24 protein-coding genes are annotated in these 25,411 nt (G+C 41.9%); 1 reads left to right on the top strand and 23 read right to left on the bottom strand.

The window, feature by feature from the left end:
- Positions 1-12 precede the first annotated feature (12 nt).
- Complete coding sequence (gene gatB, locus AAB400_03035) at positions 13-1,509, top strand: Asp-tRNA(Asn)/Glu-tRNA(Gln) amidotransferase subunit GatB (protein ID MEK7648867.1); 1,497 nt, start codon at positions 13-15, stop codon at positions 1,507-1,509.
- Here gatB and miaA read toward each other — a convergent pair.
- The 23 genes from miaA to AAB400_03150 form a co-directional block, all read right to left on the bottom strand.
- Positions 1,475-2,404, bottom strand: a complete 930-nt coding sequence (gene miaA / locus AAB400_03040) for a tRNA (adenosine(37)-N6)-dimethylallyltransferase MiaA (protein MEK7648868.1) — start codon at positions 2,402-2,404, stop codon at positions 1,475-1,477. The genes gatB and miaA overlap by 35 nt on opposite strands.
- Positions 2,388-3,746 carry a tRNA (N6-isopentenyl adenosine(37)-C2)-methylthiotransferase MiaB gene (miaB, locus tag AAB400_03045; GenBank protein ID MEK7648869.1) on the bottom strand — a complete coding sequence of 453 codons (1,359 nt, stop codon included), beginning with the start codon at positions 3,744-3,746 and terminating at the stop codon, positions 2,388-2,390. The genes miaA and miaB overlap by 17 nt, the downstream gene beginning before the upstream one ends.
- Positions 3,739-5,565: a threonine--tRNA ligase gene (gene thrS, locus AAB400_03050; GenBank protein ID MEK7648870.1), complete on the bottom strand. Its 1,827-nt coding sequence runs from the start codon at positions 5,563-5,565 to the stop codon at positions 3,739-3,741. The genes miaB and thrS overlap by 8 nt, the downstream gene beginning before the upstream one ends.
- Positions 5,566-5,567: 2 nt before the next feature.
- On the bottom strand, positions 5,568-6,713 hold the full coding sequence (locus tag AAB400_03055) for a hypothetical protein (protein ID MEK7648871.1): 1,146 nt from the start codon (positions 6,711-6,713) through the stop codon (positions 5,568-5,570).
- A gap of 9 nt (positions 6,714-6,722) precedes the next feature.
- Complete coding sequence (locus AAB400_03060) at positions 6,723-9,926, bottom strand: DNA polymerase III subunit alpha (GenBank protein ID MEK7648872.1); 3,204 nt, start codon at positions 9,924-9,926, stop codon at positions 6,723-6,725.
- A gap of 2 nt (positions 9,927-9,928) precedes the next feature.
- Complete coding sequence (locus AAB400_03065) at positions 9,929-10,243, bottom strand: hypothetical protein (GenBank protein ID MEK7648873.1); 315 nt, start codon at positions 10,241-10,243, stop codon at positions 9,929-9,931.
- Positions 10,244-10,282: 39 nt separating this feature from the next.
- Positions 10,283-11,335 (bottom strand): S1C family serine protease, encoded by a 1,053-nt coding sequence (locus tag AAB400_03070; protein MEK7648874.1) that lies wholly within the window; start codon positions 11,333-11,335, stop codon positions 10,283-10,285.
- Positions 11,336-11,337: 2 nt separating this feature from the next.
- The gene (locus AAB400_03075) at positions 11,338-12,102 is read right to left on the bottom strand and encodes a hypothetical protein (protein MEK7648875.1); all 765 of its coding nucleotides are present in this window, start codon (positions 12,100-12,102) and stop codon (positions 11,338-11,340) included.
- On the bottom strand, positions 12,099-13,214 hold the full coding sequence (locus AAB400_03080; GenBank protein ID MEK7648876.1) for a glycosyltransferase family 1 protein: 1,116 nt from the start codon (positions 13,212-13,214) through the stop codon (positions 12,099-12,101). The genes AAB400_03075 and AAB400_03080 overlap by 4 nt, the downstream gene beginning before the upstream one ends.
- Positions 13,205-14,326: a glycosyltransferase family 1 protein gene (locus AAB400_03085; GenBank protein ID MEK7648877.1), complete on the bottom strand. Its 1,122-nt coding sequence runs from the start codon at positions 14,324-14,326 to the stop codon at positions 13,205-13,207. The genes AAB400_03080 and AAB400_03085 overlap by 10 nt, the downstream gene beginning before the upstream one ends.
- A 6-nt stretch (positions 14,327-14,332) precedes the next feature.
- Positions 14,333-15,175 (bottom strand): hypothetical protein, encoded by an 843-nt coding sequence (locus AAB400_03090; protein ID MEK7648878.1) that lies wholly within the window; start codon positions 15,173-15,175, stop codon positions 14,333-14,335.
- Between the two features lie 37 nt (positions 15,176-15,212).
- Positions 15,213-15,662, bottom strand: coding sequence for an adenylyltransferase/cytidyltransferase family protein (locus AAB400_03095; protein ID MEK7648879.1), 450 nt, complete (start codon positions 15,660-15,662; stop codon positions 15,213-15,215).
- On the bottom strand, positions 15,659-17,128 hold the full coding sequence (lysS, locus tag AAB400_03100) for a lysine--tRNA ligase (GenBank protein ID MEK7648880.1): 1,470 nt from the start codon (positions 17,126-17,128) through the stop codon (positions 15,659-15,661). The genes AAB400_03095 and lysS overlap by 4 nt, the downstream gene beginning before the upstream one ends.
- Positions 17,129-17,253: 125 nt before the next feature.
- Positions 17,254-17,712, bottom strand: coding sequence for a transcription elongation factor GreA (gene greA / locus AAB400_03105; GenBank protein ID MEK7648881.1), 459 nt, complete (start codon positions 17,710-17,712; stop codon positions 17,254-17,256).
- A 105-nt stretch (positions 17,713-17,817) separates the two neighbouring features.
- A complete protein-coding gene (mrdA, locus tag AAB400_03110) occupies positions 17,818-19,764 on the bottom strand; it encodes a penicillin-binding protein 2 (GenBank protein ID MEK7648882.1) in 1,947 nt (648 codons plus the stop codon).
- Positions 19,761-20,264, bottom strand: coding sequence for a hypothetical protein (locus tag AAB400_03115; protein ID MEK7648883.1), 504 nt, complete (start codon positions 20,262-20,264; stop codon positions 19,761-19,763). Before AAB400_03115 ends, mrdA begins: the two co-directional genes overlap by 4 nt.
- A gap of 18 nt (positions 20,265-20,282) precedes the next feature.
- The gene (locus AAB400_03120; GenBank protein MEK7648884.1) at positions 20,283-20,561 is read right to left on the bottom strand and encodes a YbaB/EbfC family nucleoid-associated protein; all 279 of its coding nucleotides are present in this window, start codon (positions 20,559-20,561) and stop codon (positions 20,283-20,285) included.
- A 12-nt stretch (positions 20,562-20,573) separates the two neighbouring features.
- The gene (gene nth, locus AAB400_03125) at positions 20,574-21,206 is read right to left on the bottom strand and encodes an endonuclease III (GenBank protein MEK7648885.1); all 633 of its coding nucleotides are present in this window, start codon (positions 21,204-21,206) and stop codon (positions 20,574-20,576) included.
- Between the two features lie 16 nt (positions 21,207-21,222).
- A complete protein-coding gene (locus AAB400_03130) occupies positions 21,223-22,305 on the bottom strand; it encodes a hypothetical protein (protein ID MEK7648886.1) in 1,083 nt (360 codons plus the stop codon).
- 14 nt (positions 22,306-22,319) lie between these two features.
- On the bottom strand, positions 22,320-23,483 hold the full coding sequence (locus tag AAB400_03135; protein MEK7648887.1) for a GNAT family N-acetyltransferase: 1,164 nt from the start codon (positions 23,481-23,483) through the stop codon (positions 22,320-22,322).
- An 83-nt stretch (positions 23,484-23,566) separates the two neighbouring features.
- Positions 23,567-24,049 (bottom strand): hypothetical protein, encoded by a 483-nt coding sequence (locus AAB400_03140; GenBank protein MEK7648888.1) that lies wholly within the window; start codon positions 24,047-24,049, stop codon positions 23,567-23,569.
- Positions 24,050-24,054: 5 nt separating this feature from the next.
- The gene (locus AAB400_03145; GenBank protein MEK7648889.1) at positions 24,055-24,543 is read right to left on the bottom strand and encodes a DUF5671 domain-containing protein; all 489 of its coding nucleotides are present in this window, start codon (positions 24,541-24,543) and stop codon (positions 24,055-24,057) included.
- A gap of 2 nt (positions 24,544-24,545) precedes the next feature.
- The gene (locus AAB400_03150; GenBank protein ID MEK7648890.1) at positions 24,546-25,379 is read right to left on the bottom strand and encodes a DHH family phosphoesterase; all 834 of its coding nucleotides are present in this window, start codon (positions 25,377-25,379) and stop codon (positions 24,546-24,548) included.
- Positions 25,380-25,411 lie beyond the last annotated feature (32 nt).

A 25,411-nucleotide genomic window follows, 5' to 3' on the forward strand; every position in this document is an offset into this window, starting at 1 on the left:
TGAAGGATACATATGTATCGCACGACGATTGGACTGGAAATACATATTCAGCTCAACACAAAGTCGAAGATGTTTTGTCGTTGCTCAAATGATGGAGAAAACCAGCCACCGAATACGACTATTTGTTCAGTGTGTCTTGGACATCCGGGTACTCAGCCTGTCATAAACAGACAGGCCGTTCTCTCATCTGCACGCATGGCTCTTGCCTTGAAGTGCACTATTAATGATGTCAGTAAATTTGATAGAAAGAATTATTATTATCCCGATTTGCCAAAAGGATACCAGATTTCCCAATACGATCAACCCATCGGAGTTGCCGGGCATATTACTATTCTCCTACCGGACGAAAACGGACGAACAGACATGAGAGTCCGTATCAACAGGCTTCATCTTGAAGAAGATGCGGCAAAACTTCTCCACGCCGCAGAACTTGGCGCAAGTCTTGTTGATTTTAATCGTTGCTCAACACCTCTCATGGAAGTTGTCACAGAGCCAGACATACGAACACCGCTAGAAGCCAAACTATTTTTACAGGAATTAAGACTTCTTGCCCGGTATTTGGGCGTTTCCCAAGCAGATATGGAGAAAGGGCATTTGCGCTGCGATGCCAATGTTTCTGTTCAACTTGACGTTGATGGCGTTGAGGTGACTACTCCTATTTCAGAAATTAAAAATCTCAACTCATTCAAAGCGGTAGAACATGCGCTTCACTATGAATCTCAACGCCTGTATAATGATTGGATGGATGGCGGAGAAACTCGTAACCGAACAAATAAGATCACTGTTGGTTGGAATGACGATACGTCAACAACAACCCTTCAACGCGGCAAAGAAGAGGCTCACGATTACCGATATTTTCCAGAACCGGATCTACCTCCTTTGAGATTTACCGACAAACTTAGAGCGGAACTTCTAGCAACCATCCCCGAACTTCCCGCACAACGCCGCATGCGTTTTTGTGAGGAATACGGCCTTTGTGAGCCCGAATGCAAGATCCTTGTTGAAGATAAGTTCCTTGGAGATTTCTATGAAAAAAGTGCATCAGAGCTTTCTGAATGGCTTTCAACCAGGCAAAAAAATTCTATAGATGCATACAAACTCCTTGCTGCATGGCTTATCAACAAGCTCTCGGCACGATTATACGACAAAACACTATCAATTCAATCTCTCACGCTAACACCTGAGAATTTTGCTGAACTTGTATCACTGATTGCAGAAGGTGCAATCAATAGCTCTGTCGCTCAAATGCTTCTTGATCGTATTTTAGATTCCAATGAAAGCCCTCGGGTTATCGTACGAGATGAACACCTTGAGCAAGTTACTGACACTGGCCTTATTGAGCAGACAGCACAGAAAATCATTGAGCAAAACCCGGATGCAGTTGCAAATTATCGCAGCGGAAAAATAACGGTCATTATGTATCTTGTTGGACAGGTCATGCTCGAAATGAAAGGCAAAGCACAACCTGACCTTATCAAATCAACGCTCGAAAAGCTCCTGATTCGTTAATGTGTTCGCGAATTTCATCTATCGAAGAGCACCAGTGGATATTTTCCTTACTACGGAACCATATGAGCTGTCTTCGTGCGAAATCATGAATGGCAAATTTAAGTTTTTGAACCATCTCATTTTTTTCTGAAATGCTTCCATTGCAATTGCAGAGATATCGAGAAATATAGCGATACTCCAAGCCAAGTTGTTCCAGCCACTCATGAGAAATACCTAACGACAACAGCCTCTCAACCTCTTCAATCATCCCCTGTTCAAGGCGGCTGTCAACACGTGCATCGATTCTTGCATAGAGTACGTCACGAGGCATCTCAATACCAACTATCATTGACCTATACATATCTTCTCCCTTGTGTTGGAATTCAGAAAATGGTTTTCCTGTTAAATGAAATACTTCAAGGGCTCTAATAAGCCGGCGTTTGTTATTTTTATCAACTACCTCGAAGTGTCTTGGATCAACACGTTCAAGCTCTCGACAGAGATCATCAGTACTTCTTCGCTCAAGCATCGCTCGATAATTGATATCCTGATCAACGTTTGGCAGTTGGTAGTTTTCAATAACCGCATCAAGATAGAGAGCAGATCCTCCAACTAATAGGGGGGTCTTTCTCTTAGTATATATGGCCTCAATTGCAGTGTCAGCAAGCTCCTTATAATCCGCAACAGTAAAGCGGCTACCAGCTTTGATGACATTCAAAAGATAATGAGGCACTCCACCCATTTCATTTTCAGTAACTTTACCACTGCCAATGTCAAGACCTTCGTACACTTGCCGTGAATCAGCAGATACTATTTCACCGTTGTACTCATGTGCAATCTCAACACCCCATGATGATTTTCCGCTTGCAGTAGGGCCAAGAATAACAATAAGGTGGATATCAGACTTTCGTACCATAGAGTACCCACTCTAACGCCCTGTCAATTTTAACATCGCATAGTGTTCCCAAAAACTCGTTCTGCCCTTTGAATTGCACTCGTTTCATTTCACGTGAGTTACCACTACACATTCCTTTATCAAACGAGTCAACAAGTACTGAAACAACCTCGCCGACATAGCGCTGATTTTTTTTGAGGACAATTTCTTCCATTATTTTTTGAAGTTCACACCACCGTTCTTTCTTAACATTCTTGGAAATATCGTCCTTATACATGCGATGTGCGGCAGTACCCGATCGTACCGAATACATAGCCAAGTATGCAATGTCAAAATCGCAGAACGTATAGAGCTCCACGGTCTGTTGAAAATCCTGGTCCGTCTCGCCACAGAATCCTACAATAATATCAGTCCCCAATGCAGTTGTCGGTTTTCTCTTTTTTAATTCTGTAATCCGTTCACAATAGTACTCAGCCGTATATGGTCTATTCATTCGCTTCAGAACCGCATTACTGCCTGATTGCACCGGCAGATGCACATAATTCATCTGTTTAGGTAGGCAAAGCGCATCAAGAGTATCGTTATCCATATATTGCGGATGGGGTGCTGTAAAATGAATTCGTTCAATTCCTGAACACTCATTCAATTCCCATATCAAAGCAGCGAATCCATTCTTTGAATGATCAAAGGGGTTGGATAGTGAAAAATATTCCTTATCGGGTGGATTATAGAGATTCACTGTCTGGCCCAATAATGTAATTTCCTTACATCCCTGGTCGGCACGAGATCGAACCTCATCTAAAATATCTCTTAACGGTCGATCTTTTTGCTTACCGCGAGCATAGGGAACCACGCAGTAGGTACAAAATTTATTGCATCCGTTGCTTATGGGAACAAAAGCCTGGGACAAAGACTGGTACGAAGGTTGGATATCAAGATAATGTTTGTACTCATAGTTAGCAATGCTATTGGGGTCAATAATATCGCTGCGCAACTCACTTAGTCTTTTTGGTAAAAGAACAATTTCTTCTGTCGGAAAAAAAAGATCAACATACTCAAGACGCTCTCGCAGAACTCCATCTCGATCTCTACCGGGCATACAACCCGTTACTGCAATAATGACTGAGGGATTTTTTTGTTTCAAAACTTCAAATTGAGCCTGGAGGCCATAGATCCTATCTTCTGATTTCTGTCGCACCGAACAGGTATTGTAGATGAGTACGTCGGCACCCTCGCTATCATCAGTTTCTCTCATGCCAATCTTTTCAAGAAGGCCCTTGATTCTTTCCGAGTCGGATTTATTCATCTGACAACCAAGTGTTGTGAGCTTATACGTTCCCGGCATTGTGCTGTAGTTATTCATTGGTCAACTCAAGAGACTTTGCTGAAATAAGCCGTTGAGCCATTGCCGTAAACGTTTCATACTTCATTACCAGAGGCTCTTCTCGTCCGCGCACGCGGATTGTGAGCTCATCAAGATTTTCTTCCTTATCACCAATAACGATCATGTAGGGCATTTTTAACTTTTCTGCAGCTCTAATCTTCTTACCCACCGATTCATTTGAATAATCTATCTCACATCGAATACCGCATGCAGCAAGTCCTGTCTGTAGTTTTTTACAAGCATCGTGATGCGAAAGCCCAACAGGTATGCCAACAACCTGTACCGGAGACAACCAGAGTGGAAATCTGCCCGCAAAATGTTCAATCATAATGCCCAAAAATCTCTCAGTTGATCCAAGAATTGCTCGATGTATGACAATGGGGCGTTTTTTGGTCCCATCCGAATCAGCATATTCGCATTCAAAACGCTCAGGTAAATTGTAATCAAGCTGTATGGTAGAAAGTTGCCATGATCTACCAAGTGCATCCTTAAAGATGAAATCGAGCTTCGGACCATAAAATGCAGCTTCACCTTCACACACTATCGCAGTAAGATTGCGGTCACCGACTACTTTTTTCAATGAACGCTCAGCAGTATCCCAGTACTCCTCACTTCCAATGTACGTGCTTTTATTGTTTGGATTGCGGACAGAAATACTTACGGTATATTCCTCAAAATCAAAAATGCGATATATGTCTTGAATCATGTCAAGCATCAGAGAAATCTCCGATTCTATCTGGTCAGCAGCACAAAAAACATGGCAATCATCTTGGGTAAGCGCACGGACCCTGGTAAGGCCAGACAACTCTCCGGATTTTTCATAGCGGTAATTTGTTGTTGTGCAGGTATAGCGGACAGGAAGATCGCGATAGCTATGAGGAAGCGTATTATAGAGCATCATGAAATGCGGACAATTCATTGGCTTTAGATAGTAATCAGCTTCTTCCAAGTGCATTGGCGGATACATTGCATCATACTTATCGAGATGTCCCGAAATCTTATAGAGCTGATCCTTGGTAATATGTGGTATCCATATGGGGAGATAGCCGCGCTTTTCTTGCTCATCAGTAATGAGATTCTCAACAAATCTGCGTAACAACGCACCCTTAGGATAAAAGAGCGGTAATCCTGGCCCGATATCATCAATAAGAGTAAATAATTCCAAATCCTTTCCAAGCTTACGATGATCTCTCTTGGCAGCTTCTTGAAGAAGTGTTTGATACGCATCTAATTCTTCCTTAGAAGCAAAAGCAAGTCCATATATGCGTGTCAGTTGTGGATTTGCTTCGTTACCTCTCCAATAGGCGCCAGCAAGCTTATGCAGTGCAAATGCGCCAATATCTTTTGTAGACGCCACGTGGGGGCCTCTGCAAAGGTCAACGAAATCTCCTGTGCGATATACAGATACAAGCGTATCACCCTTCGAAGTGGAAAGAGCCTCTTCTTTTTGGTCATCTATCAGAGTACTGCCATATTTCTCTATATCCTCGATTAATTCAACTTTATAATCCTGTTTTAATGATGTGAATAATTTTTTTGCATCACTCAGTAGCATTTCTTCTCGAACAAACGGGATATCACGTTTTGCTATCTCTCTCATTTCTTTTTCTATTTTTTTAAAATCATCAGTGCTAATAGGAACGGGACTTTCTATGTCATAGTAAAAGCCATGTTCAACAACGGGCCCAACGCCAAGCTTGGCACCCTTATAAAGATTCATCAATGCTGCAGCAAGAAGATGCGCCGTAGAATGGCGCATCATCTCAAGAGAATGTGTTTGTGGTGATGATATACTCATTGCTATTCCTCATTTTGGACAATGATATTAATATGGTCATGCAGTAATGGTGTCCGAGTCACCCAAAAAGGATAGAAACGCACATGAATATTACTGATGCCTGGCATATCTTGAAAGTACGATACGACTTGGTTAATCGTCTTGCCAGTCAACGCCCTTTTTTCAAGGGAAAGATATTCCGCACTTTTCATCTGACCAGACTTCAAGCGAACGGTAAGTATTGCTTTTACGGCCTGCCGATCAATATCTTCAAGACTATACTCTAGGGAATCTATGTCAAGTGGAATAAGTTGATAACCACTTGGCAATTCCTTTGCTAATACCTGTTCGATATATGTCTTAACAGCATACTGATCAAAAAGCACACCGGTAAGCTGTTCCTTAATATTCATTGTAAACGACTCAGCTGTAGCGCCAATGGGCTTATCAACAGACTGAGAAAGAACCTTTGATGATAGGATTGATTTTAATGCCTGTGGTTTAAATGGTAGTTGGGTCTGCGCCAGTGTTAAAAATTTTTCTTGAAGCGAGGTATCAAGTTCTCCTGCTGCACGATCAATATCATTCTGCGATACTACATACACACGCTTCACCCCTCCTTCAGCCTGCTCAAAACCCTGACCATAAATGCTGTTTTGCAGCCCGGGCCAAAGCCCCGGTAACGTAAACCGCGCACTACTCAGAGAACCGACTTCCCCTTCTTCATCTGCAACAACTGGTATGCGAAAACTCCCCTTTGGCGGTATGGTAGCAAATTCAGTTGTGCGGAAAAGCACACCATCAACTGAAAGAAGTCGAGTTGTTTTTCGCAATGCTTGTGGTTTTTGGGTTGAATTTATTACGGTAATAAAACCCTGAGACTTCTGAACGAGAGAAGTGGATTCTTTGGGAGAATAGGTGCCCTGCGCATCCATTTCCTGTGTAATAATCTTACCCTGGAGCACCCCTTGCTCATCATTGGTCACATCTGCAATCCGTACCGTTACCGTTCTCTCTTGAACTTGCTTCTGCTGTGTAAGAACAATGGTTGCCCAACTGAACGTAATATAAAAAACAGCAGCCACAAGAATAAGAGAAATGACAATAAAACTTGTGGCAAGCTTGCTGTAGAATTTAGTCCTAGGTTGTTCTTTATGAGGGAAAAACATACATTAGGTTTATTGTTTCACTTGGTTTTGAGAAAGTGCTGCAATCATAGAGTTTGTTACTTCACGAACCTTGCCGCATATGAGCTTACTATCGGAATCCTTACGAGAAAGTCTTCCTTCAACCGCCAAAATAATGTCCTCTCTCCAAAGCTCTGAAGAATCTTTCAGTATACTAGGAAATACAATGACCTCGATAGTATCAGAGAGGTCTTCAAGAGTTACAAAGAGCATCTGTTCATTCTTTTTTGTCAAAATCTTTTTCATTGATGCAACAACACCGCAAATGCGCACCTGGGTATTTTCTCGCTGCTGCTTTGCCTGCTGGCACGGAATCACATAACGTTGCATGACATCCATTACTCCATGGAGTGGGTGCGCGCTCAAGTACAGGCCAAGAAGTTCCCTTTCCCACGATAGGGGAATTTTTGGATCAAGGGCTTCTGAAGGTGAAAGTACTAGTGATGCTTTTCGAAACGTATCTCCAAATAAGCTTGCTTGATTCCCCTGGCGTTCATTGTTGAGGCTCTTTGCAAATGAAAGGAGCTTATCACAATTATACATCAGTTGTCCCCTATCGCCAAATCTGTCAAGGGCACCGCAGCGAATAAGGCTTTCCAGAGATTTTTTATTTAAATCTTTATCATTGACTCGCTCAAGAAAATCTTCCAGTGTCGCAAAGGGACCATGTTCTTTGCGTTCAGTAACAATAACTTCCGCAATGTGTTCGCCGACATTTTTAATTGCTCTAAGCCCAAAACGAATGGATTCTTGGCTATTGTTTTTGTTTCCAACAACAGTAAACGATGTATAGCTTTCGTTGATATCAGGAAGAAGCACTGGCATGCCCATTTGCCTGCACTCTTCAATTTCAATTGAAATTCTATCCATATTCTGCTCATCTGCAGTCAGTAATGCAGCCATAAACTCTGCAGGGAAATGAGCCTTCATATATGCAGTGTAATACGCTATCATGGCATAGCATGCGGCATGAGACCTATTAAAACCATATCCTGCGAATGGCTCAATGAAGTCAAAAACTTTTTCTGCAAGGTTTTTTGGGACTTCATTTTTTAAGCATCCTGCTACAAATTTTTGTTTTTGCTCTATGAGAAGCTTTGCAATCTTTTTTCCTACTGCTTTTCGCAAAACATCCGCCTCACCGAGTGTAAACCCCGCCAGGTCTTGTGCTATTTTCATAAGCTGCTCCTGATAGACAGCCACTCCGTATGTTTGCTCAAGAATAGGCTTGAGCTTTGGATGAAGATACTCAGGAATTTTTTTGCCATGTTTCCCTGCAATATAATCGGGAATAAGCTCCATGGGTCCGGGACGATAGAGCGCAACCATTGCAATAACATCTTCGATATGTGTTGGCTTGAGTAGCTTGAGATAGCGTTTCATGCCTGCACTTTCAAGTTGAAACACACCCGTCGTCTTCCCTTGCTGAAGTAATCGGTAGGTTTTCCGATCATTTAATAGAAGTGTGTCATAATCAATTTTTACTCCTTTCGTATGTTGAACAAGATTTTTTGCATGCTCCAAAATTGTTAAATTACTCAATCCTAAGAAATCAAACTTCAGCAATCCTAAATCCTCCACGGGATGTAGTGAATACTGCGTAATAACCGTCTTATCATCGGGTGAGGCATATTGGCATGGCACATACTCCGTAAGCGGCTCAGGCGTAATGACAACGCCGCAGGCATGCACAGATGTATGCCGAGCAACACCCTCGAGCCTTCGCGCAATTTGTATGATTTCTTTTGCTTGATCGTTTGTAGCGGCAAGTTCGCGTAATTCAGGAACTGCTTGTACGGCTGCATCAAGCATCATGTTTTGTGGAATTAGTTTTGCCAACTGATCACAAAAGGAATACTGCGCGCCAATAACACGTCCAACATCACGCACCGATACGCGAGCTGCCATTGTTCCAAATGTGATAATTTGAGCAACGTGGTCTTTGCCATATTTTTCTTCAATATATCCCAATACTTCATCTCTACGGCTATCTGCAAAATCAAGATCAATATCAGGCATTGATACGCGCTCCGGATTGAGGAAGCGCTCAAAAAGTAGATCATACAGTATCGGATCAACATTGGTGATTCTGAGAAGATACGCAACCAAACTCCCGGCAGCACTACCACGCCCCGGTCCCACAACAATCCCTTGTTTTTTTGCCCAATTTACAAAGTCCTGAACAATCAAAAAATAGGCTGGGTACCCTGCCTTCAGAATGACGGCAAGTTCATACTCAAGACGTTCCCGCTGTATATCTGTTATGGCATCACCAAACCTGCTCTGCATACCATCTTCACACATTTTGCGAAGTTCTTGCTCTGGAGTCACTCCATCAGGCAATGAATAGGTCGGCAGTACAATTTTTCCAAGAGGTATATCTAGTTCTACCTGATCTGCAATGAGAACAGTATTACTAATTGCTTCAGGGGTATCCTTAAATGCTTCAATTGTTAGTGAACCGTCGCCGAATGAAAAATCTTCGCCAAGCATACAGAGCCTGTTTTTATCGTTACGGTCTTTTTTTGTCTGAAGACAGAGGAGTACGTCATGTGCTGTGGCATCCTCGGGAATAAGATAATGTGAATCGGTTGTTGCAATAAGCTTTACGCCCATCTCACGAGCAAGTGAAATGAGTCCGGCATTCACAGTATGCTGTTCCGGCAAATTTTTGTGGTGTTGGAGCTCAAGAAAAAAATTATCACCAAAGATATCTAAATAGCGTTGGAGTTCCTCGTGGCCACTCCTTCCACTAAGCACCGCCTGGCCAATCTGGCTATTAATACATGCACTTGTTGCTATGATACCTTCCGAATATTTCTCCAAAAGTTCAAAATCAACTCGCGGTTTATAATAAAATCCTTCAAGGTGCGATAGTGTGACAAGTTTTAAAAGATTTTTGTAGCCTGCATGGTTTTTTGCAAGGAGTATGAGATGAAAACGCTCGTCATCTTCTTTGCCCTGCTTACGGAAACGTCCACGAGATGTGATATATGTCTCAACTCCGATAATAGGCTTAATCCCTGTTTTTTTGCATGCCTGATAAAATTCAATAGCGCCATAGAGCGATCCATGGTCTGTCAAAGCGAGTGCGCTCATACCAAACTCCTTAGCGCGTGCAACAAGTTCGCCTATTCGAGCAAGACCATCGAGAAGACTGTAGTGACTATGGACATGGAGCTGAACAAAATTCATAATTATTCATCGGCAGACTCTTTGTTTTCTAATACTGCCTTCTTTCTCTTAGGCGATTTTTTATATTTTTGGTACATACTACTTGCAGTTTTGATGCCTTGCACAAACAATTGAAACGAGTCGCTGATTGTTGAAAAACGATGCATAAATGAATCCCAGCTTTTTGATACTGAGTTACATGAATCTTCAATCGCATCAAGAAGTTGATAGATTCTTTTTAAAATTTGAATCAAGTAATAAAGCGCCGAGCAAGCAAAACAAGAAACTACTACTACTGAAAATGTGGTAAGAAATGCGAAGAGATCAGCGCTTGTCATAGAAGGTATAAAGCTATGATTAAAAAGAGTATTGATGTTTTATAGCCTGCCATCTAGCTCAACAGTATGTTCTTTTCTATCGGAAGTAAGATACGTCAGAGTAATAGCGTCTTTGACGGTATATTGCGCGATAAGTTCTGATAAGCTTTGGTTTTCATTTATTTCTTCTCCATTAACCTTTGTAATGATATCACCGCTATACAGCGTGGTGCGCGGTCCTTTTGATAGAAGTTGAATGCCGTTTTTATCTGCAACAATCAATGCTCCCATTTGTGGTTTTTGAGATAGAGCTGGTGTTGCTGCAAGATCAATGTAAGAAATATTCAAATCCATGCGTTTAATAGTGCCCGTCCTCAAGAGACGCTCCAAGGAGTCGTGAATATAATAACTTGGAAGGATGTTTGAATCAACGAATAGTCCTAGCAGTTGAGCGTCTTCGGTAAAAACAGGAGAACCATTTGGATAATCATTCGACGCGGTAAGATATGCTTTTTCCAGTGTATCAGAATTTCGAATAAAACTATCTTTGACAGAAGTAGGATACGATCGGCGAATGGTTAAAATACGATCTATGGTTTTACGCGGTATGACAACATAGCTTTGCCGGGCTTCGAAGGATTGCTCTTTTGAAACAAAATCAGTTGAACCAAAGCCCGTGCCCTCCATCTTAAGAAAATCAACTCCAAGTGCAACATCGGTGATTCTTCGCACAATGGGTGCGCTTGATCCGTCGGATCGAACAGCAAAGAGATTCTCATTTGAAGCATTTACCACTTTAGGGCAAGCAATCCAGCCATCGCTAGTGAGAATGATACCAAATGACTGAATCATTGAGTTTGTTAATCGCTGTTTTGCTTGCCCAACAGCAATACTCACGACAATCGGATTGGTTCGCTTATAGAGAGATTCAAGCGTTCCATCGCTTTTTTTTGACACAGGTTGTTCGATAATAAACGAGTGGGGTTGTATATCCTCAAACGATAGAGGTTGGATCGCAAATAACCCCCCCACATAACCAGAAAGCAGCGAAACGCCAACAAATAGAATAAATGCAAACAATCGATACGCAAGGGACTGATGAGTAAAGGTCATAATTATCTCCATCTACTTGTGAGTAGTACTAATAGTAGCATAGCGAGAGTAATTGCGACAGACGAAAGTACGGATCGAACTGTCTGCTCTCGTTTGAGGGTTGAATACCCTATTTGATTAATCAGGAAAAAAGGAATTGTAAGAAAAAATGCTTTGGGAATAAAATGAGTTGGAAACCAATGGATTGCAAATGCGCTTTCAACGATAATAAGTGTTTGGACAGCAGTGAATCTCCAAAACTGCCGAATATCACACTCATGTATCACAAGCTGTTGAACGAAGAAGAGTGCAGTAACTATTGCAAATGGAATAATAAGAAAAGATAGTTTATACTCAACGTAATAAATGAGTCCAAAAAGCAGAATGGATAGATTAAGAAATGAAATCACATGGAGCACCATGGTAATGTGCCAATAGGATCTCACTTGGTACTGCTCCTGCTTATAGAGCAGAAAATAGAGGTTTATCAGGTAGAGCCATTGGAATAGTGCATTACTCGCAATGATAGTATTACGAAGATACGATTCTTCAACAATAAACAGTGACGAAGCTGCACTACAATATAACAAGAGTGCCGGAAGAGCATACCATACGATCTTCATCCGTTGAATGTTCTTTTTAAAAAAAAGTGTAAGTAACGCATCCAAAAGAATTACACCTCCAAAAGCAATCGCAAGATAATGAGATGGAAATGCGAGTCCTATTTTTAATACAAGGGTTTGGAGGACTGGCAGAAACAAGAGAAGTAGAATTCGCACTGTTTTCATAGTGAGGTATGGTAGATTTGAGAAGTCTTAAAAGCATTGGTCTTCCACGAATACCGACCCAACAATCCCTGTCCACGTGTGATAAGATTATTTCTCAAATGTACGTCAGTATCAAGTTTTTTTAACGCGTCAATCATATCACATGGATTAAGCGGGTCAATATACAGACAGGCTGTTCCAAGAATTTCTTGAAACACCGGTATGTGGGATACAATAACAGGCGTTCCCAATAGGGCTGCTTCCAGAGGTCCGAATCCAAATCCCTCTTCGAGAGATGGAAAAAGTGCCGCATGTGCATTGCGGTACAGTATTGCAAGCTGATCATCAGATACATACCCCAAATGCACTATACTATCCTCAAGTCCCCTTTTTTTAATTTCTTCAACGACTCGATTTTTAAAATAATCCTCTTGCCCGCATAAGACTAGCTGCATGGGGCTTCCTTCTATTTTTAGCTTCTCAAAAACCGTAAGAAGATATCCTATATTTTTGTGTGGATAGGCATTCCCCACATTAATACAGTATGGTTTTCGGACACAAGGTGGCAGTGGTAGCTCCCTACCGCGCTCATTAAGTTGTACGCCTTCGTGAACAACATACAGTCGCTCTTGAGGAATGGTAAGATAGCGCATAATGTCATTTTTTACCGAATCTGAAACTGCAATGATGGCTCGCGCACGCCTACAAGCACTACGGAGAACAAAGAGATATGCTGCGTACTTTAATGCATGAATGGATGGATGTCTTGTTGAAGCAGCACTTTTTGATGATTCAGCGTGTTTTATCATAATCAGATCATGCAGCGTAAGAACGAATTTTTTTGGATAGAATATGGGTACATTAAAATGCGGAAAATGCATAATATCAACGTTATGCGTCAGAAACACAATAGGTGCAATACATTGTTCCGCAAGAGAATACCACGGGATATCGATGCAAACTTTTTTGAAATGCGTATTGGTTGGCATGTATACATTCATCATTTCCTTCCGCAAAAAAATTACATACTCATCATCGGTCTGTAGCTGCTCAAGATGAAGCAAAAGCTGCTCAATATACCGCCCTATTCCGAGTCCCGCCTTATACAATCGTGCGTCAATTCCTATGCGCATATATTTTCAAATACGCGTACTGTTTGCCGTGCCGTCTCATCCCATCGATACCGCGCCGCACGATCCTTCCCCTGCTGCATAAGATGCTTCCTTACAGCCTCATTAGTGTAAAGCGTACAGAGTCCTTCCGAAAGATCTGCAATATTACAGGGATCACACAACCACGCTCCTGAACCGCTGATTTCCGGTATACTCGAATGCGCACCCGCTATAACAGGTACTCCTGCAAGAAAGGCTTCAAGCGGAGGCAGACCGAAACCTTCGTAGATGCTTGGATATGCGCATACGCGAGCTGAGCAGAGCAAAGCAAATCGACGTTCGCGAGGCATATAGGGGACACAGCGAACCCACTGGCTTATCCGGAGCTTCTGTATAGCTACTTGTATCCGTTTCGGTAGAGTGGACACACCCGCAAGTACAAGATAGGCGCTTTGTAGTTCTTCATTGAGAGTGCGTGCACGGGCAAATGCTTCGATCAATGATTCGATATTTTTTCTGCCTTCTTGCGGACAAAAAGCAAGAATAATCGGAAGTGCTTCACAATAACTAGTATGGGATTGAAATTGATCTTCAACGCCAAGATGAACAACGCTCACGTTCTTCGGTGAAATGCGATAAGTCGAGACAATATCTTGTTTGGTGTGTTCAGAAACAGTAATAATTCCCTTACAGAGCTTTATGAGCCTCTCAGGGTCGAGAGCGCTGTGCCACCACCTACCTTTCAATGACTGTCTGTCCCGATAATGGATGTAGTTCAAATCATGGATTGTCACAATAACACGTGCGCGTGAAGAAAATGCTGCAAAGTTCATGTTTGGCATAAAAAAAAGGTCTATGCGTCTGCCGGTATTTTTTTCAAGATACTCATCAAGTTTAGGATAATGTGCAACCATAAGGGAAGTATTAAATAGTTTTGAAGGTATATGCGTATGAACAATCTGAAGATTCGCGCTCTCACTGAACGGGTGTGCAAACGAAGTACTGGCATTAAAAAATAAAATATAGGAATGCTGTGTGTACTGAGTAAACAACCGGCTCAAAAGCTGGTAGGTATAGACATCGATACCTCCCCTTGCTCCCTGCAACGATCTGCCGTCAATAGCGATTGTCATACTGCATTAATCGTTAAGCGTATAGTATAAGCGATTATCAAAACGAACATCAACTTTCTTGAGTTTTGATCGCTTTTTTTTGATTGAAGACGAGAGGAGAGTTGAAGCATTTTTCAGTTGTGCATATACATCCCTGTCAAGCATCATATGAAGCTCCCATCCTTCCTGTGTAACCATAGCAATCGATGGATCACCTCGTGTATAGAGCGTATAGGCACTGTCAATGCCACTTTTTTTTGCACTATCTCTCAGTACCATAAGCGTCTGAAGAACATCTTGATCAATAACAGAAAGACCCTCATGGGCATCTTGCTGGGTAGCATCAACAATAAGGGGTGGTACTACTGGTCGTTTCTGAATATGTTGACCAACGAGTACACTATCTTTCCCATAGTGCTTTCGTAAGAGGTCCAGAGGCAGTGATGCAATAGTCGTTTGATCAGTAGGCCCAATAATAGCACCATTACTCCCAATCATCCATACTCCGCCCTTACTATACCAAAGCAATTGAAATTTCTTGCCTTCGAGTGTAATGCGAATAGTTCGTGGATACGATTTTTGAATATGAAGAGTATCTACAAGAACACTGTTTGAAATTACTGATGAAGCTTTGTCGGTATTGAAAAAGAAAATATTACGCTGAGAAAAAAATCTAAACGCAGAATCATCAAGCTGGCGATACAAATCAGAACGAAGTTCATTAATATCCAAAGATTCAGGCGCTATAATATCAATGGCTTGGATAGAAAAAAGGTTTGAAAAAAATATTCCGTATACAATAAAACCAATCACCGCCAAAATACTTGCAGTAATACTTACAAATCGAGTTTTTTTAAAAAACATTTGCATCCTGCCATGCCTTTTTCGGCTAAGGCGTTGATGGGCACTAGGTGCTGGCACAAAATGCTTTCTTTATGAGCGATGATTTATACCTCGTACCGCGGAATGCTCGAGCACGAACTATTGCATGCACGGATATATGCATACGTTCGAGCTGCTCCGAAAGTTTTTTGTTGGTAATATCCTGATCATATCCAAGACACACAATCTCGGGACGCACTCGGTCTATTATTTTGCAATGATGAATTTTATCACCAAGTATTGCCTGATCAACACACCCCAAGGATCCAACGATCGCAAGTCTTTCTTGTTCATTAAAAATAGGTTTTCTACCCTTTAGCGTTATTACTGTTTTGTCTCGCGCAATAACAACAACAAGTTTTTTTCCCAGACGTTTTGCCTGTTGCAAATACGAAATGTGCCCGGGGTGGATGATATCAAAGGTGCCGAATGCCATAACAGTGGCATTCTGAGAGTTGTAGTGTGTGCGCTTCATTGTGCCTTTGGTCGAAGAGTAGGAAAAAGAATAACTTCTTTCAGGCTTGCTGAATTTGTAAGAAGAGCTGTCAGACGATCTATTCCCATGCCGAAGCCAGCAGTGGGCGGCATACCATATTCGAGCGCATTCACAAAGTCATAATCAGTGCCATGTGTTTCTTCATCTCCCATCTCACGATTCATTGCTTGCACCTCAAAACGTTCTCGCTGATCAAGGGGATCATTTAACTCACTGAATGCATTGACTACTTCCATACCGGCAATGATCAGCTGAAATCGCTCCGTAAGATTTGGGTTATCGGCTTTCTTCTTCGCTAGAGGAGAAAGTTCTATGGGGTAATCAACGATAAATGTCGGCTGAACAATAGAGCTTCGCACAAAGGATTTAAAAAGTTCATCAAGTATACTTGCTTTTGTAGGGTATGTTGCACAGTCGATGTTTCGGTCTGACGCTTCACGTCTGAGATCTTCCAGTGAAGTATGTCGATCAATATCGATATGTGCATAATCCAAAAGCGCATCTCGAAACGAAAGCTTTTCGAATGGCTGTCCAAACACAAGCTTTACATCTTTATAGATACAGGAGTCAGAATCATGCATAGCTCGAACAACAGAGAGTAGTAATGCTTCAATAAAAGACATGAGAAAATGATAATCCACATACGCGCAATATGCTTCAATCTGGGTAAATTCAGGATTATGAGCGTGATCAATGCCTTCATTGCGAAAACAGCGAGCAAATTCATACACACGCTCGTATCCTCCAATAATGAGGCGCTTGAGATACAACTCAGGCGCAACCCGAAGATACATATCCATATCCAGAGCATTATGATGGGTAACAAACGGCTTTGCCGCTGCACCCCCTGCAAGTGGCTGCAAGATTGGTGTTTCTACTTCGAAAAAACCATGCTCTTCAAAATACCGACGAATCGTTCGCATGAGGCAACTTCTTTTTTGGAAAATATCCTTTACGTCCTGATTTGCTATAAGATCAAGGTACCTCTGTCGATACCGCGTTTCAATATCGCTCAAACCATGCCATTGCTCAGGCAAGGGAAGCAATGCCTTTGAAATAATGCTTAATGCCGTTGCATGAATGGTCATTTCTCCTGTTTTTGTCTGAAAGAGCGTGCCTTCAATCTGTACATGATCTCCTATGTCCAGTAAATCTTTTACAATTGCGTAACATTTATCCCCAACATCATCTTTTTTTACATACGCCTGTAGGCGATCGGTTTCATCCTGTACAGATATAAATGCTGATCCACCATGCCGCCTTAGATTGCGAATTCTTCCAACAATATGTATACTCTCGTGTGAACTGGAGAGCTCATCAAAAAAGAGACGTGCCTCGTGGCATGTTTTAGTTCTTTGAACCGTTGACGGGTAGGGATCCAAACCTAATGTACGAATTGTATGGGCTTTTGCTATGCGTACGCTTCTCTCATCAATGTCACTCATATTCATTAAGAATTCATTATGTATACCCTAGAGAATAACCGAAAAAAGCCATACCGTAAAGCCCCTGAATAACCATAAGGTACTCAGGGACAGCTAGAGAGTAGTACGCGTGCCTTATTGTTTTGCTATTTGATTTCAATAATGCGGTATTCCATCATTCCCCGAGGAGTACCAACAGCAACGTTATCTCCCTTTTGCTTTTCCAAAAAAGCCCTCCCCATTGGGGATTCATAGGAAATCTTTGCGAGGCTTGGATTTGTTTCCTCTGTACCGACAATCATATATTCAAAGCGTTTTTTATCGCTTGATTCAACTACTACCGTAGAACCGATACGTACATGAGAATGATCCTTGGATTGCTCAACAACTGCAATATCTTTCATCAGAGCCTTAAGTGTTCCAATACGAGCAACCAAAAGCCCCTGTTCTTCTTTTGCAGAAGAATATTCAGAATTTTCTTTTAAGTCTCCGAGTTCGCGAGCTGCAGCAATACGCTCGATGACCTGCTGCATTGCAACGTTCTCTAAATATTCAATTTCTTCCTTTATTTTTTTTAAACCTTCCTGCGTAACAAAATGTGGCATAGAACAATTCCCTTTCGTAGATAACTGTATTACGAATATGAACGCTAGTATACCTATTTTCTAGCAAGTCGTCAATACCATATTTGTCAACAGTAAAACTAACAATTATTTATTACTTAATTTTTTATATTCCCTAAAATACCAATTCAACAAATCACTTGCAACACTCATTGCCGTCCTACTCCCCTCCTCTCCTTCTTCAATAAGAACTGTCAGTACAAGTTCTGGTTTCTCGTAGGGTGCCCAACCGGTAAACCACGCGTGAGGAGGTTTTGTAGATGACCACTGTGCCGTTCCTGTTTTTCCTGCTGCATCAACCGGCAATGATAGGAGTCTGCGTGAGCTTCCAGCAAGCACGCCCGCACGCAATCCTTCGCGTACCGTTGCCACAACATCACTCCCAACAATATCTTTTTTATGTATTATCGGTTGAACAGTATCATATTCAGTGCTCGATTCTTTTTGTGCAATAGATTGAACGATGTGCGGATGATAACTAACGCCTTTTTGTGCAAAGTACGCAGTATATGCATTCACTTGAAAGGGCGTAACAAGCACATCTCCCTGCCCTATTGAGATATGGTAGGTATCACCGATATACCACGGCTCATGCCGTACGTCATTTTTCCATTCTGGCGTGGGCAAAAAACCGCTTCGCTCTTCTTGAAAATCAACATGCGTTTGTTCTCCTATGCCGAATCGCCTGAAATAGTCCACAAGCAAATCCACACCAAGGCCCTTTTGCCGCTGATACCCACCTCCAATGCTATAAAAATAGGTGTTAACCGATTCTGCTAACGCCTTAATAACATTCGTTTTTCCATGCCCTCCCGCCTTCCAGTCCGGAAAGAACCATGCTCCATACCGAATGCCGCCGCTACTCAGCACAGTGGTAGCTTTTGTGACAATATGTTCCTGAAGCGCAGCGGCTGCTACAAGCATTTTAATCGTTGAACCGGATGGATATTCGCCTCCTGTTCCTCTGTTCAGCAGCGGCCGCTCCTTGTCATCAAGAAGTGATTGGTATTCCTGAGATCTGATGCCGTTTGCGAACATATTACTATCATAGGAGGGCAGACTGACATATGCCCGTATCTGGCCGCCGGAAGGATCGGTTGCAATCAGAACTCCCCTTTTCTTATTGAACTTCTTAAGCACGGCTCCAAGAATTTCTTCTGCCTTTTTTTGCACCTCCCAATCAAATGTAAGTACAATATTCCTTCCCTGCTTCCCTGGCCGCTCAGAAAGTATTCCTTTTTCATGTCCAAGCGCATCTACCTCTACCTCCCTCTTTCCCGCAATTCCTCTCAGCGCATCCTCATAGGAAAGTTCTAATCCGATTTTGCCAATAGTATCAGTTAGTGTGTACGCATCTTTTACTTCTTGAAGTTCATCGTCACTAATTCTTCCCGTATATCCTATAATATGTGAAATGCTTTTTTCTGGCGTCATTTCATACAATCTGCGTTCAGATACAACTAGTTCAATACCCGATGCCCCTTGAAGAGATGCTTCGAGCTTGAGTGCTGTTTCATAGGATATATGATCTACAATAAGGAATGGCTGATAACGGTCATGCCGAGCTATTTCCTGCTCTATGTTCTGCACCGGTATTCCTAGAGTAGATGAAAGTGTTGCAAAAAGAGCTGAGCGGACATCAGACTGAGTATCCAGATCAATAGGAGTTAGGGCAACAGCGAAATCGGGTATATTTCGGACAAGTACCCTTCCTTTCAAATCAAACAATATGCCGCGATGCGCCTGTGTTGTAATAACTCGGGTTTTGTTGCGCTCAGCAAGAAGAGCAAAATCATTCCCTTTGAAAAGCTGAAAGTACGCGCTTCGTGCAGCAAACAAAAGAATAACAGCAACGAAACATGCGAATAGCAAATTCAGTCGGCGATCAGTAATAGTCCTCCCCATGAACTCTGCCGCATGTGATTGCCCTTCAATAAAAGAAGATTCAACCCACTCATACGGATTGCCATACTTTACCGATATCTCCTCCCCCTCATCCAGCTCTGGAATAAACGGCAGCTGTGATTTTTTCATACACGGTCAATGGTCATACCATAACGTCTCACATAGTGTAGTCTGCCAATGATGACATATCCAATAGATGCAACAGAATAAACGACAAGCAAACTCAAAACTGATTCGATAGCATCAGTACGCGATGGCACGGCAAAGCCATATGTGGGAATACTATAGCTAATAAGTGCTAATAGTAGTGGTGTGAGGGAAAGATTGATAATCAATATGCTCCAAGTATTTCCTGTAAACCCTAAAAATGACCGATGGGTAATAATAGTATTGATCAATACAATACCTACTAGGCATTCAATGCCATAGAGCACCAGATGAAAACCAAAAAGTGGAAAAAATAAATCACGCAGAAAACCACTGATAAGCGCATAGGTGATAGCCTCTTCCTCGGAGAAAAAAAACACAACAAGCACAAGTCCAATCACAAGTATGTCCACTGTTGGTATGAGTGTAATCTGAAGTGCAAGAAGAATAGCGCTTGCGCCGAGCAGCCAAAGATACTTCATGACAATAGAGCTAGTAAATTAACGAAGGTAGCTTGAGAACTTTGAAACCATCATTTTCTTGAGCGCATCAAGACCCTTAGAAAACGCCTCGCGCCCACTTTTTTCAAGTTGCATCTTATCACCAACAATTGACTGGTCAATTTCTACGCTGAGTACATTTTGATTACCGTCGAGCGTTACTTTGAATGAGTTATTATTGGATGCGCCTGTCACCTTCTCCTTTGCCAATAGTGCTTGGAGCTGGGTAGCCTGTTTACGCATCTCGTACATGTCTTTCATTTTATCGAGGATTGACATAGAAAGTGAAAGTTATCTATCAAATTGAATGAGGGGACATTTTATATGGTTATGTTTTTTAGCAGTACAGTATGCTCGGCCGTATTCAATAAGGAGATACGTCAGCTTAAACCATTGCTTGCGAGAAAATAACGCCATCAAGTCCTGCTCTATCTTATTAGGATCCTGATGTTTTGACAAGCCCAGGCGATTCGCAAGGCGCTTAACATGCGTATCCACTGCAATACCCTCCACAACGGCATAGGCATTACCCAGCACCACGTTTGCCGTCTTGCGAGCAACTCCGGGGATAGTAAGTATTTCTCTCATCGTTCGTGGAAGTCTGCCATGAAACTTCGTCTTTAGCATGTTTGCTGCTGCAAGAATATTTTTTGTCTTGTTACGATAAAATCCTGTTGAGAAAATATCCTTTTCAAACTCCTTTGGCTTTGCACCTAGATAATCACCAAGTGTTTTGTATTTCTTAAAGAGCTTAGCCGTCACCTCATTTACCTTTTTGTCAGTACATTGTGCAGATAGCATAACAGCAACCAAAAGCTCCCAGTTATTGGAGTACTTCAGTATCATCCCAGCATGAGGAAAGAGTTTTTTAAGCTTACGAAAGATTTCTTGCGCCTGCTGTTTGTCATGGACAGATGGAAGCATAATCAACACTTGCAGCCTAAAAGTCCTCTTTGCCGGCATCACCATGATCAGCATCGATATATTCTCGTACTTTTATGCCTTTTACCCGTGCTTTTTCCCTATTTGTTTGATCAAGGAATATAAGCTGCCCTCCTCTATCAAGGCCTTCTTTGAACGTTCCCGCAATATCATCAACATACGATTGATTTGCCTGGTATGCCTTTGTGCTAGAAAATGCTTCACGACCCCAACGATTGCACCATTGATAAAATGCTTCAACAGCACTCATTACCTTGTCTTTTGAAGGCGTCCTACCATCCATTGGCCGTACCATAAGATGTTCAGGAACTTCCCCGGCGCCTTTCTTCGGTAAGCCGGTTTTTTTAACAAAGTCTAATGCGGGTTGAACATATTTCAACTCTGTATATTTCTGTTTATCACCGCTTTCGATATATGCTCGTTTCCAGCCTAACTTATTCCAAAATTTTTCAGATGTATACGTACACTCCCCTGCAGCTAATGCAAATTTCTTTCCAAGTTTTTCTGCTTCAGCAGCACAATCCATAAGTGCCGATATATACGCCTCTCGCGCCAAGCCAGACTGTTTTACTTCTTTATCAGTAACTGCATAGGCTATCATAAGCATTGTTTCCCCTGTCGGATTGCCATGTTCATCTTTAAGATCAAGATTGCCGCCTGCAACCGTACATACAACCTTACCCTCGGGATCACGTACGGCAAACACTTTATATTTTACTTGACTTGGAACACCAAACTCTACGCCCGATACAGCTTGCCGTAAAATTTCCTCCGGATCTACCTCTTCCTCGCCAAATGTCCGAATAAATAAATCCTGAACTTCAGACAGAGTAGGGCTTTCTCCTGATTCTACATGCTCGATTTGATACTTCTTGCCTTCAAAATCAAGCGTACATGAAGGTGAATCATTATTTGATCGTGTAAATTTACTCATGCCTCGCAACTTCTCAATATCCTTCCATGCGGGTTGATTGCTCTGCGATTCTGCCGTGCATGGCTGACAGAATGAAACAACGGGCACACCATGGGGACAGCTTCCCTGCCAATCGCGCTGCATGCTGTCTGGAGATGTCTCTATCATAGAGTAACTTATTATTAATGAGTAACTAATTTTTTTGAGTATAGTAATTGCTGCGTATGATCCCGCCAAACCCTTGGAATACCCTGCTGGCAATCGAGTCCTTTTACATGAAGGTGTTCATCCTGTCCGTCAGAATAAAAGAGTACAATTTCCTTCTTTAGATCACGGGCAAGCCGAGCTACAGCTTTAAGAAGTTTGTCGGTGTCATTATGTTCTCCGTCTCGTATTCCATACCAGTGCACTTCTAAAATATTTGGATAAATAATACTTCCTGTTGCTAGGACATATCCCGCAGTTTTTCCGTCAGCATCCTGAAGGTGAATACTATGGGGTTGAAAAACACCTTCGCCTTTGTTCTGAGCTAAAAAAAGATCTAAGCACGTTTCAAACTCATCAAATCTCTCGAGTGAGTAATTCTCCTTTGCGCATGTTAGTATGTCCTGCTTATTGTTTTCTTGAACCTCCTCAAGAGGAAGCTGCAATTCACTTCCACTATAATCTGATGTATCGAATGCATATGTTCTAAGATGCCTACCGGGTCCAAAATAATCATCAATGTGAAATCCGGATGCATATCCGTGCCGCTCATAGCGCTGTCGCATTTTTTCGTTTGATGGTAAGTCATCAACTTCTGCCAATACATGAGTTGCTCCTCGTGAACGCGCCATCGCTTCTACCCAATCAATAAGAAAACCGGCAAGTTTTTTCCCTTGCATATCTTTCCGAACCGACGTCCAGCCAATGCGGGCATTGAGATAGTGTGAATCATCGAGCTTGTCACGAGTTGCAAAACCCCTCCCTCCCTGAATATCAATAGTGTAAATGCCAGTAACGGCAATCACTTCACCCTTCTCATTGAGAGCAAGATAGTATTCAGGATTAAGAAGTCCCGGAACGCCTAACTGTTCCTGCTCAAAAACAGCTTTAAATGTACTTTGCATTGCATTAAAATCCGATTCATATTCCCAGGAATTCCTAACTGCCTGCAAAACACCGTCAACATTCTTTCGTGTAAGTGCTATTACAGATAATGGAAAAGGTTTTTCGGTTTTAAATAATGTCTCTTCTGGACTCTTGTGGTATGCCTGAATTTCGCTTTCAGTTATTTCCCCCCTCGTAAACCGCTCATTGCGTGCTTCGGGAGATTCATGGGTGTCATGTCCGCTTGATTGCGCCATAATACATTTGATTTATAACCAAAACAGTACCACCCCCTTGACAAAACGTCAAAAATGTGCATTATCAAAAAAACCTGAGAATATCATCTCTTCATCTCTGTTTTTGGAAAAGGCGGATAAAAATCTTTATCGATCGTTCTTGAAAAGCAATACCTTCCGGCCACGTGCTGCCAAACAGCATTTCGAGAGTCGATACCCTTGGCAGGATACATCATGGGTCTCATGGGCATTGAGGATCCAGAAGTACCCTCTCCTTGCAATGCAAATGTTGCACACAGATCAAAAGTCAAATCTCCCGTTACGATATATTCATACTGGCGTTCATGTGCCGGATCACTCGGAATACTGACACCTCGAGTTGCATCATAGAGATCGTCAAGCGATAGAGGTAATTTCTCTTTACTCTGCCAGTAGTTGATAACCTCATATTGAATTTGCTGCAAGTTCCCAAGCCGTATTTCATCAAGCTGACGAAGTCGCGCATTGCGAGGAGAGCCGACATACAGAAAGCCTGCAACGACTGCTGCCAGTACGACACCGCAAATTGTGAATATAAAATATTTCATTGCTTCTATGAGTCGCTATGCACTCTTAAATCCCAGAGATAGTATACAAAGATACTGGCCATCACAAATAAGATAGATAATGCTTTTAACACAAATCGCAATGTTGTCTCACCGCTCAAAAGATCGTTCACCAATGCAACCAAATCTCCAATGATAATAAGGCTTGCGGCAAACAATGTGAACCAGATAAGCCATTTACGGATGCCAAGACGCCACTTTTGCGGAGTTTTGGTATTAATACGAAATAGATATGCCATTGCAGCTAAATATACAGGGAAAACAATAATAATCGAGGCAAGGGCAAAGCGCAATGCTTGTGTGTTTCCGGAATACATCATGGTTGACTTTTCAAAAATTTCAGGCAATGAAATATTAATGATCTGGAAAACAATAGTTAGAAAACTTGCCGCACTCATGTAAAGCGTAACGATTGCCAAGAGATTTAGGAAAAAATCTTTTGGTGTTGCTCGCTGGATATTGTTTTCATTACTCATAGTTAGACTTTTTCCCAAGGAAATGCGCCTTTATATTCATAGCTAAATCCTGCCGCACCCTTGTGCCCCCCACCACCATATTTTTTTGCCAACAAAGATACATCAACACCTTTTTTGTATGTCCTTAACGATACCTGGAGCTTGCCTTCTCGATAAAACCATGTAATGCCAAAAGGAACTTTTTTTTCGTGGGAAATGACATTGGCACTATGCGAATAAAACAGCGGCGTGTTTACTGCATATACGCCATATCCTTCAAATGTTACTTTTTCCGCCCGTTGTACCAAGCGCCCTATCATACTATCTTCAGCATTCAAAAGCACACTGCCATCGCGCAACATTTCTTTCCGCCCCCTTTTTGTTTCAAGGGATTTTGCAATTGTATCAAATGAGGAAAATGTTTGATCACAGAACTGCAGCGCAGCTATCAGGCGATGTGTTTCAGAATTATTAAAACGAAAGAGATCATTGTCTTCAATAACATCAAGGAGATATGGGATTTTAGCGTTTGGATGAAAATACTTCCATGCTATGACACAACCTGAATTATCGGTTGTATAACGAAATTCTGGTACTAAACGAATGGCGTCCACCTGGCTTTCATGATGGTCCAAAATAATCACTTTTTTATTTGCTGCAATCACCTTTTTCATCACAGGGGTCGGATAGCAAAAATCTATGAAATAGAGGGTTCTTCCTTTAAGCTCTTTCGGTACGGTCTCTTGGTGTTCAAGACCGATATAGTCAGCTCGTGACCCGAATTTTTTCCACGCGGCATATGCCCCGCCAAATCCATCCAAACACCCTTTGTGATAGCATACTGCAATTTTTTTCATAGGAATGCGTTATAGAGATATCAAGATAGTAT

The organism is Patescibacteria group bacterium, from assembly GCA_038065255.1.
Classification (GTDB): domain Bacteria; phylum Patescibacteriota; class Patescibacteriia; order JACQRZ01; family JACQRZ01; genus JBBTRI01.

What these genes read in the sequence shown, in the direction of transcription:
- gatB (MEK7648867.1), top strand. Translation starts at nt 13, where the DNA reads ATGTATCGCACGACGATTGGACTGGAAATACATATTCAGCTCAACACA.
- AAB400_03070 (MEK7648874.1), bottom strand. Translation starts at nt 11,335, where the DNA reads ATGACCTTTACTCATCAGTCCCTTGCGTATCGATTGTTTGCATTTATT.
- thrS (MEK7648870.1), bottom strand. Translation starts at nt 5,565, where the DNA reads ATGAGTATATCATCACCACAAACACATTCTCTTGAGATGATGCGCCAT.
- miaB (MEK7648869.1), bottom strand. Translation starts at nt 3,746, where the DNA reads ATGAATAACTACAGCACAATGCCGGGAACGTATAAGCTCACAACACTT.
- AAB400_03095 (MEK7648879.1), bottom strand. Translation starts at nt 15,662, where the DNA reads ATGAAGCGCACACACTACAACTCTCAGAATGCCACTGTTATGGCATTC.
- AAB400_03115 (MEK7648883.1), bottom strand. Translation starts at nt 20,264, where the DNA reads ATGAAGTATCTTTGGCTGCTCGGCGCAAGCGCTATTCTTCTTGCACTT.
- nth (MEK7648885.1), bottom strand. Translation starts at nt 21,206, where the DNA reads ATGCTTCCATCTGTCCATGACAAACAGCAGGCGCAAGAAATCTTTCGT.
- AAB400_03120 (MEK7648884.1), bottom strand. Translation starts at nt 20,561, where the DNA reads ATGTCAATCCTCGATAAAATGAAAGACATGTACGAGATGCGTAAACAG.
- AAB400_03060 (MEK7648872.1), bottom strand. Translation starts at nt 9,926, where the DNA reads ATGAATTTTGTTCAGCTCCATGTCCATAGTCACTACAGTCTTCTCGAT.
- miaA (MEK7648868.1), bottom strand. Translation starts at nt 2,404, where the DNA reads ATGGTACGAAAGTCTGATATCCACCTTATTGTTATTCTTGGCCCTACT.
- lysS (MEK7648880.1), bottom strand. Translation starts at nt 17,128, where the DNA reads ATGAGTGACATTGATGAGAGAAGCGTACGCATAGCAAAAGCCCATACA.
- AAB400_03130 (MEK7648886.1), bottom strand. Translation starts at nt 22,305, where the DNA reads ATGATAGAGACATCTCCAGACAGCATGCAGCGCGATTGGCAGGGAAGC.
- AAB400_03140 (MEK7648888.1), bottom strand. Translation starts at nt 24,049, where the DNA reads ATGAAATATTTTATATTCACAATTTGCGGTGTCGTACTGGCAGCAGTC.
- AAB400_03080 (MEK7648876.1), bottom strand. Translation starts at nt 13,214, where the DNA reads ATGCGCATAGGAATTGACGCACGATTGTATAAGGCGGGACTCGGAATA.
- AAB400_03090 (MEK7648878.1), bottom strand. Translation starts at nt 15,175, where the DNA reads ATGCAAATGTTTTTTAAAAAAACTCGATTTGTAAGTATTACTGCAAGT.
- greA (MEK7648881.1), bottom strand. Translation starts at nt 17,712, where the DNA reads ATGCCACATTTTGTTACGCAGGAAGGTTTAAAAAAAATAAAGGAAGAA.
- AAB400_03145 (MEK7648889.1), bottom strand. Translation starts at nt 24,543, where the DNA reads ATGAGTAATGAAAACAATATCCAGCGAGCAACACCAAAAGATTTTTTC.
- mrdA (MEK7648882.1), bottom strand. Translation starts at nt 19,764, where the DNA reads ATGAAAAAATCACAGCTGCCGTTTATTCCAGAGCTGGATGAGGGGGAG.
- AAB400_03150 (MEK7648890.1), bottom strand. Translation starts at nt 25,379, where the DNA reads ATGAAAAAAATTGCAGTATGCTATCACAAAGGGTGTTTGGATGGATTT.
- AAB400_03065 (MEK7648873.1), bottom strand. Translation starts at nt 10,243, where the DNA reads ATGACAAGCGCTGATCTCTTCGCATTTCTTACCACATTTTCAGTAGTA.
- AAB400_03055 (MEK7648871.1), bottom strand. Translation starts at nt 6,713, where the DNA reads ATGTTTTTCCCTCATAAAGAACAACCTAGGACTAAATTCTACAGCAAG.
- AAB400_03135 (MEK7648887.1), bottom strand. Translation starts at nt 23,483, where the DNA reads ATGGCGCAATCAAGCGGACATGACACCCATGAATCTCCCGAAGCACGC.
- AAB400_03085 (MEK7648877.1), bottom strand. Translation starts at nt 14,326, where the DNA reads ATGACAATCGCTATTGACGGCAGATCGTTGCAGGGAGCAAGGGGAGGT.
- AAB400_03075 (MEK7648875.1), bottom strand. Translation starts at nt 12,102, where the DNA reads ATGAAAACAGTGCGAATTCTACTTCTCTTGTTTCTGCCAGTCCTCCAA.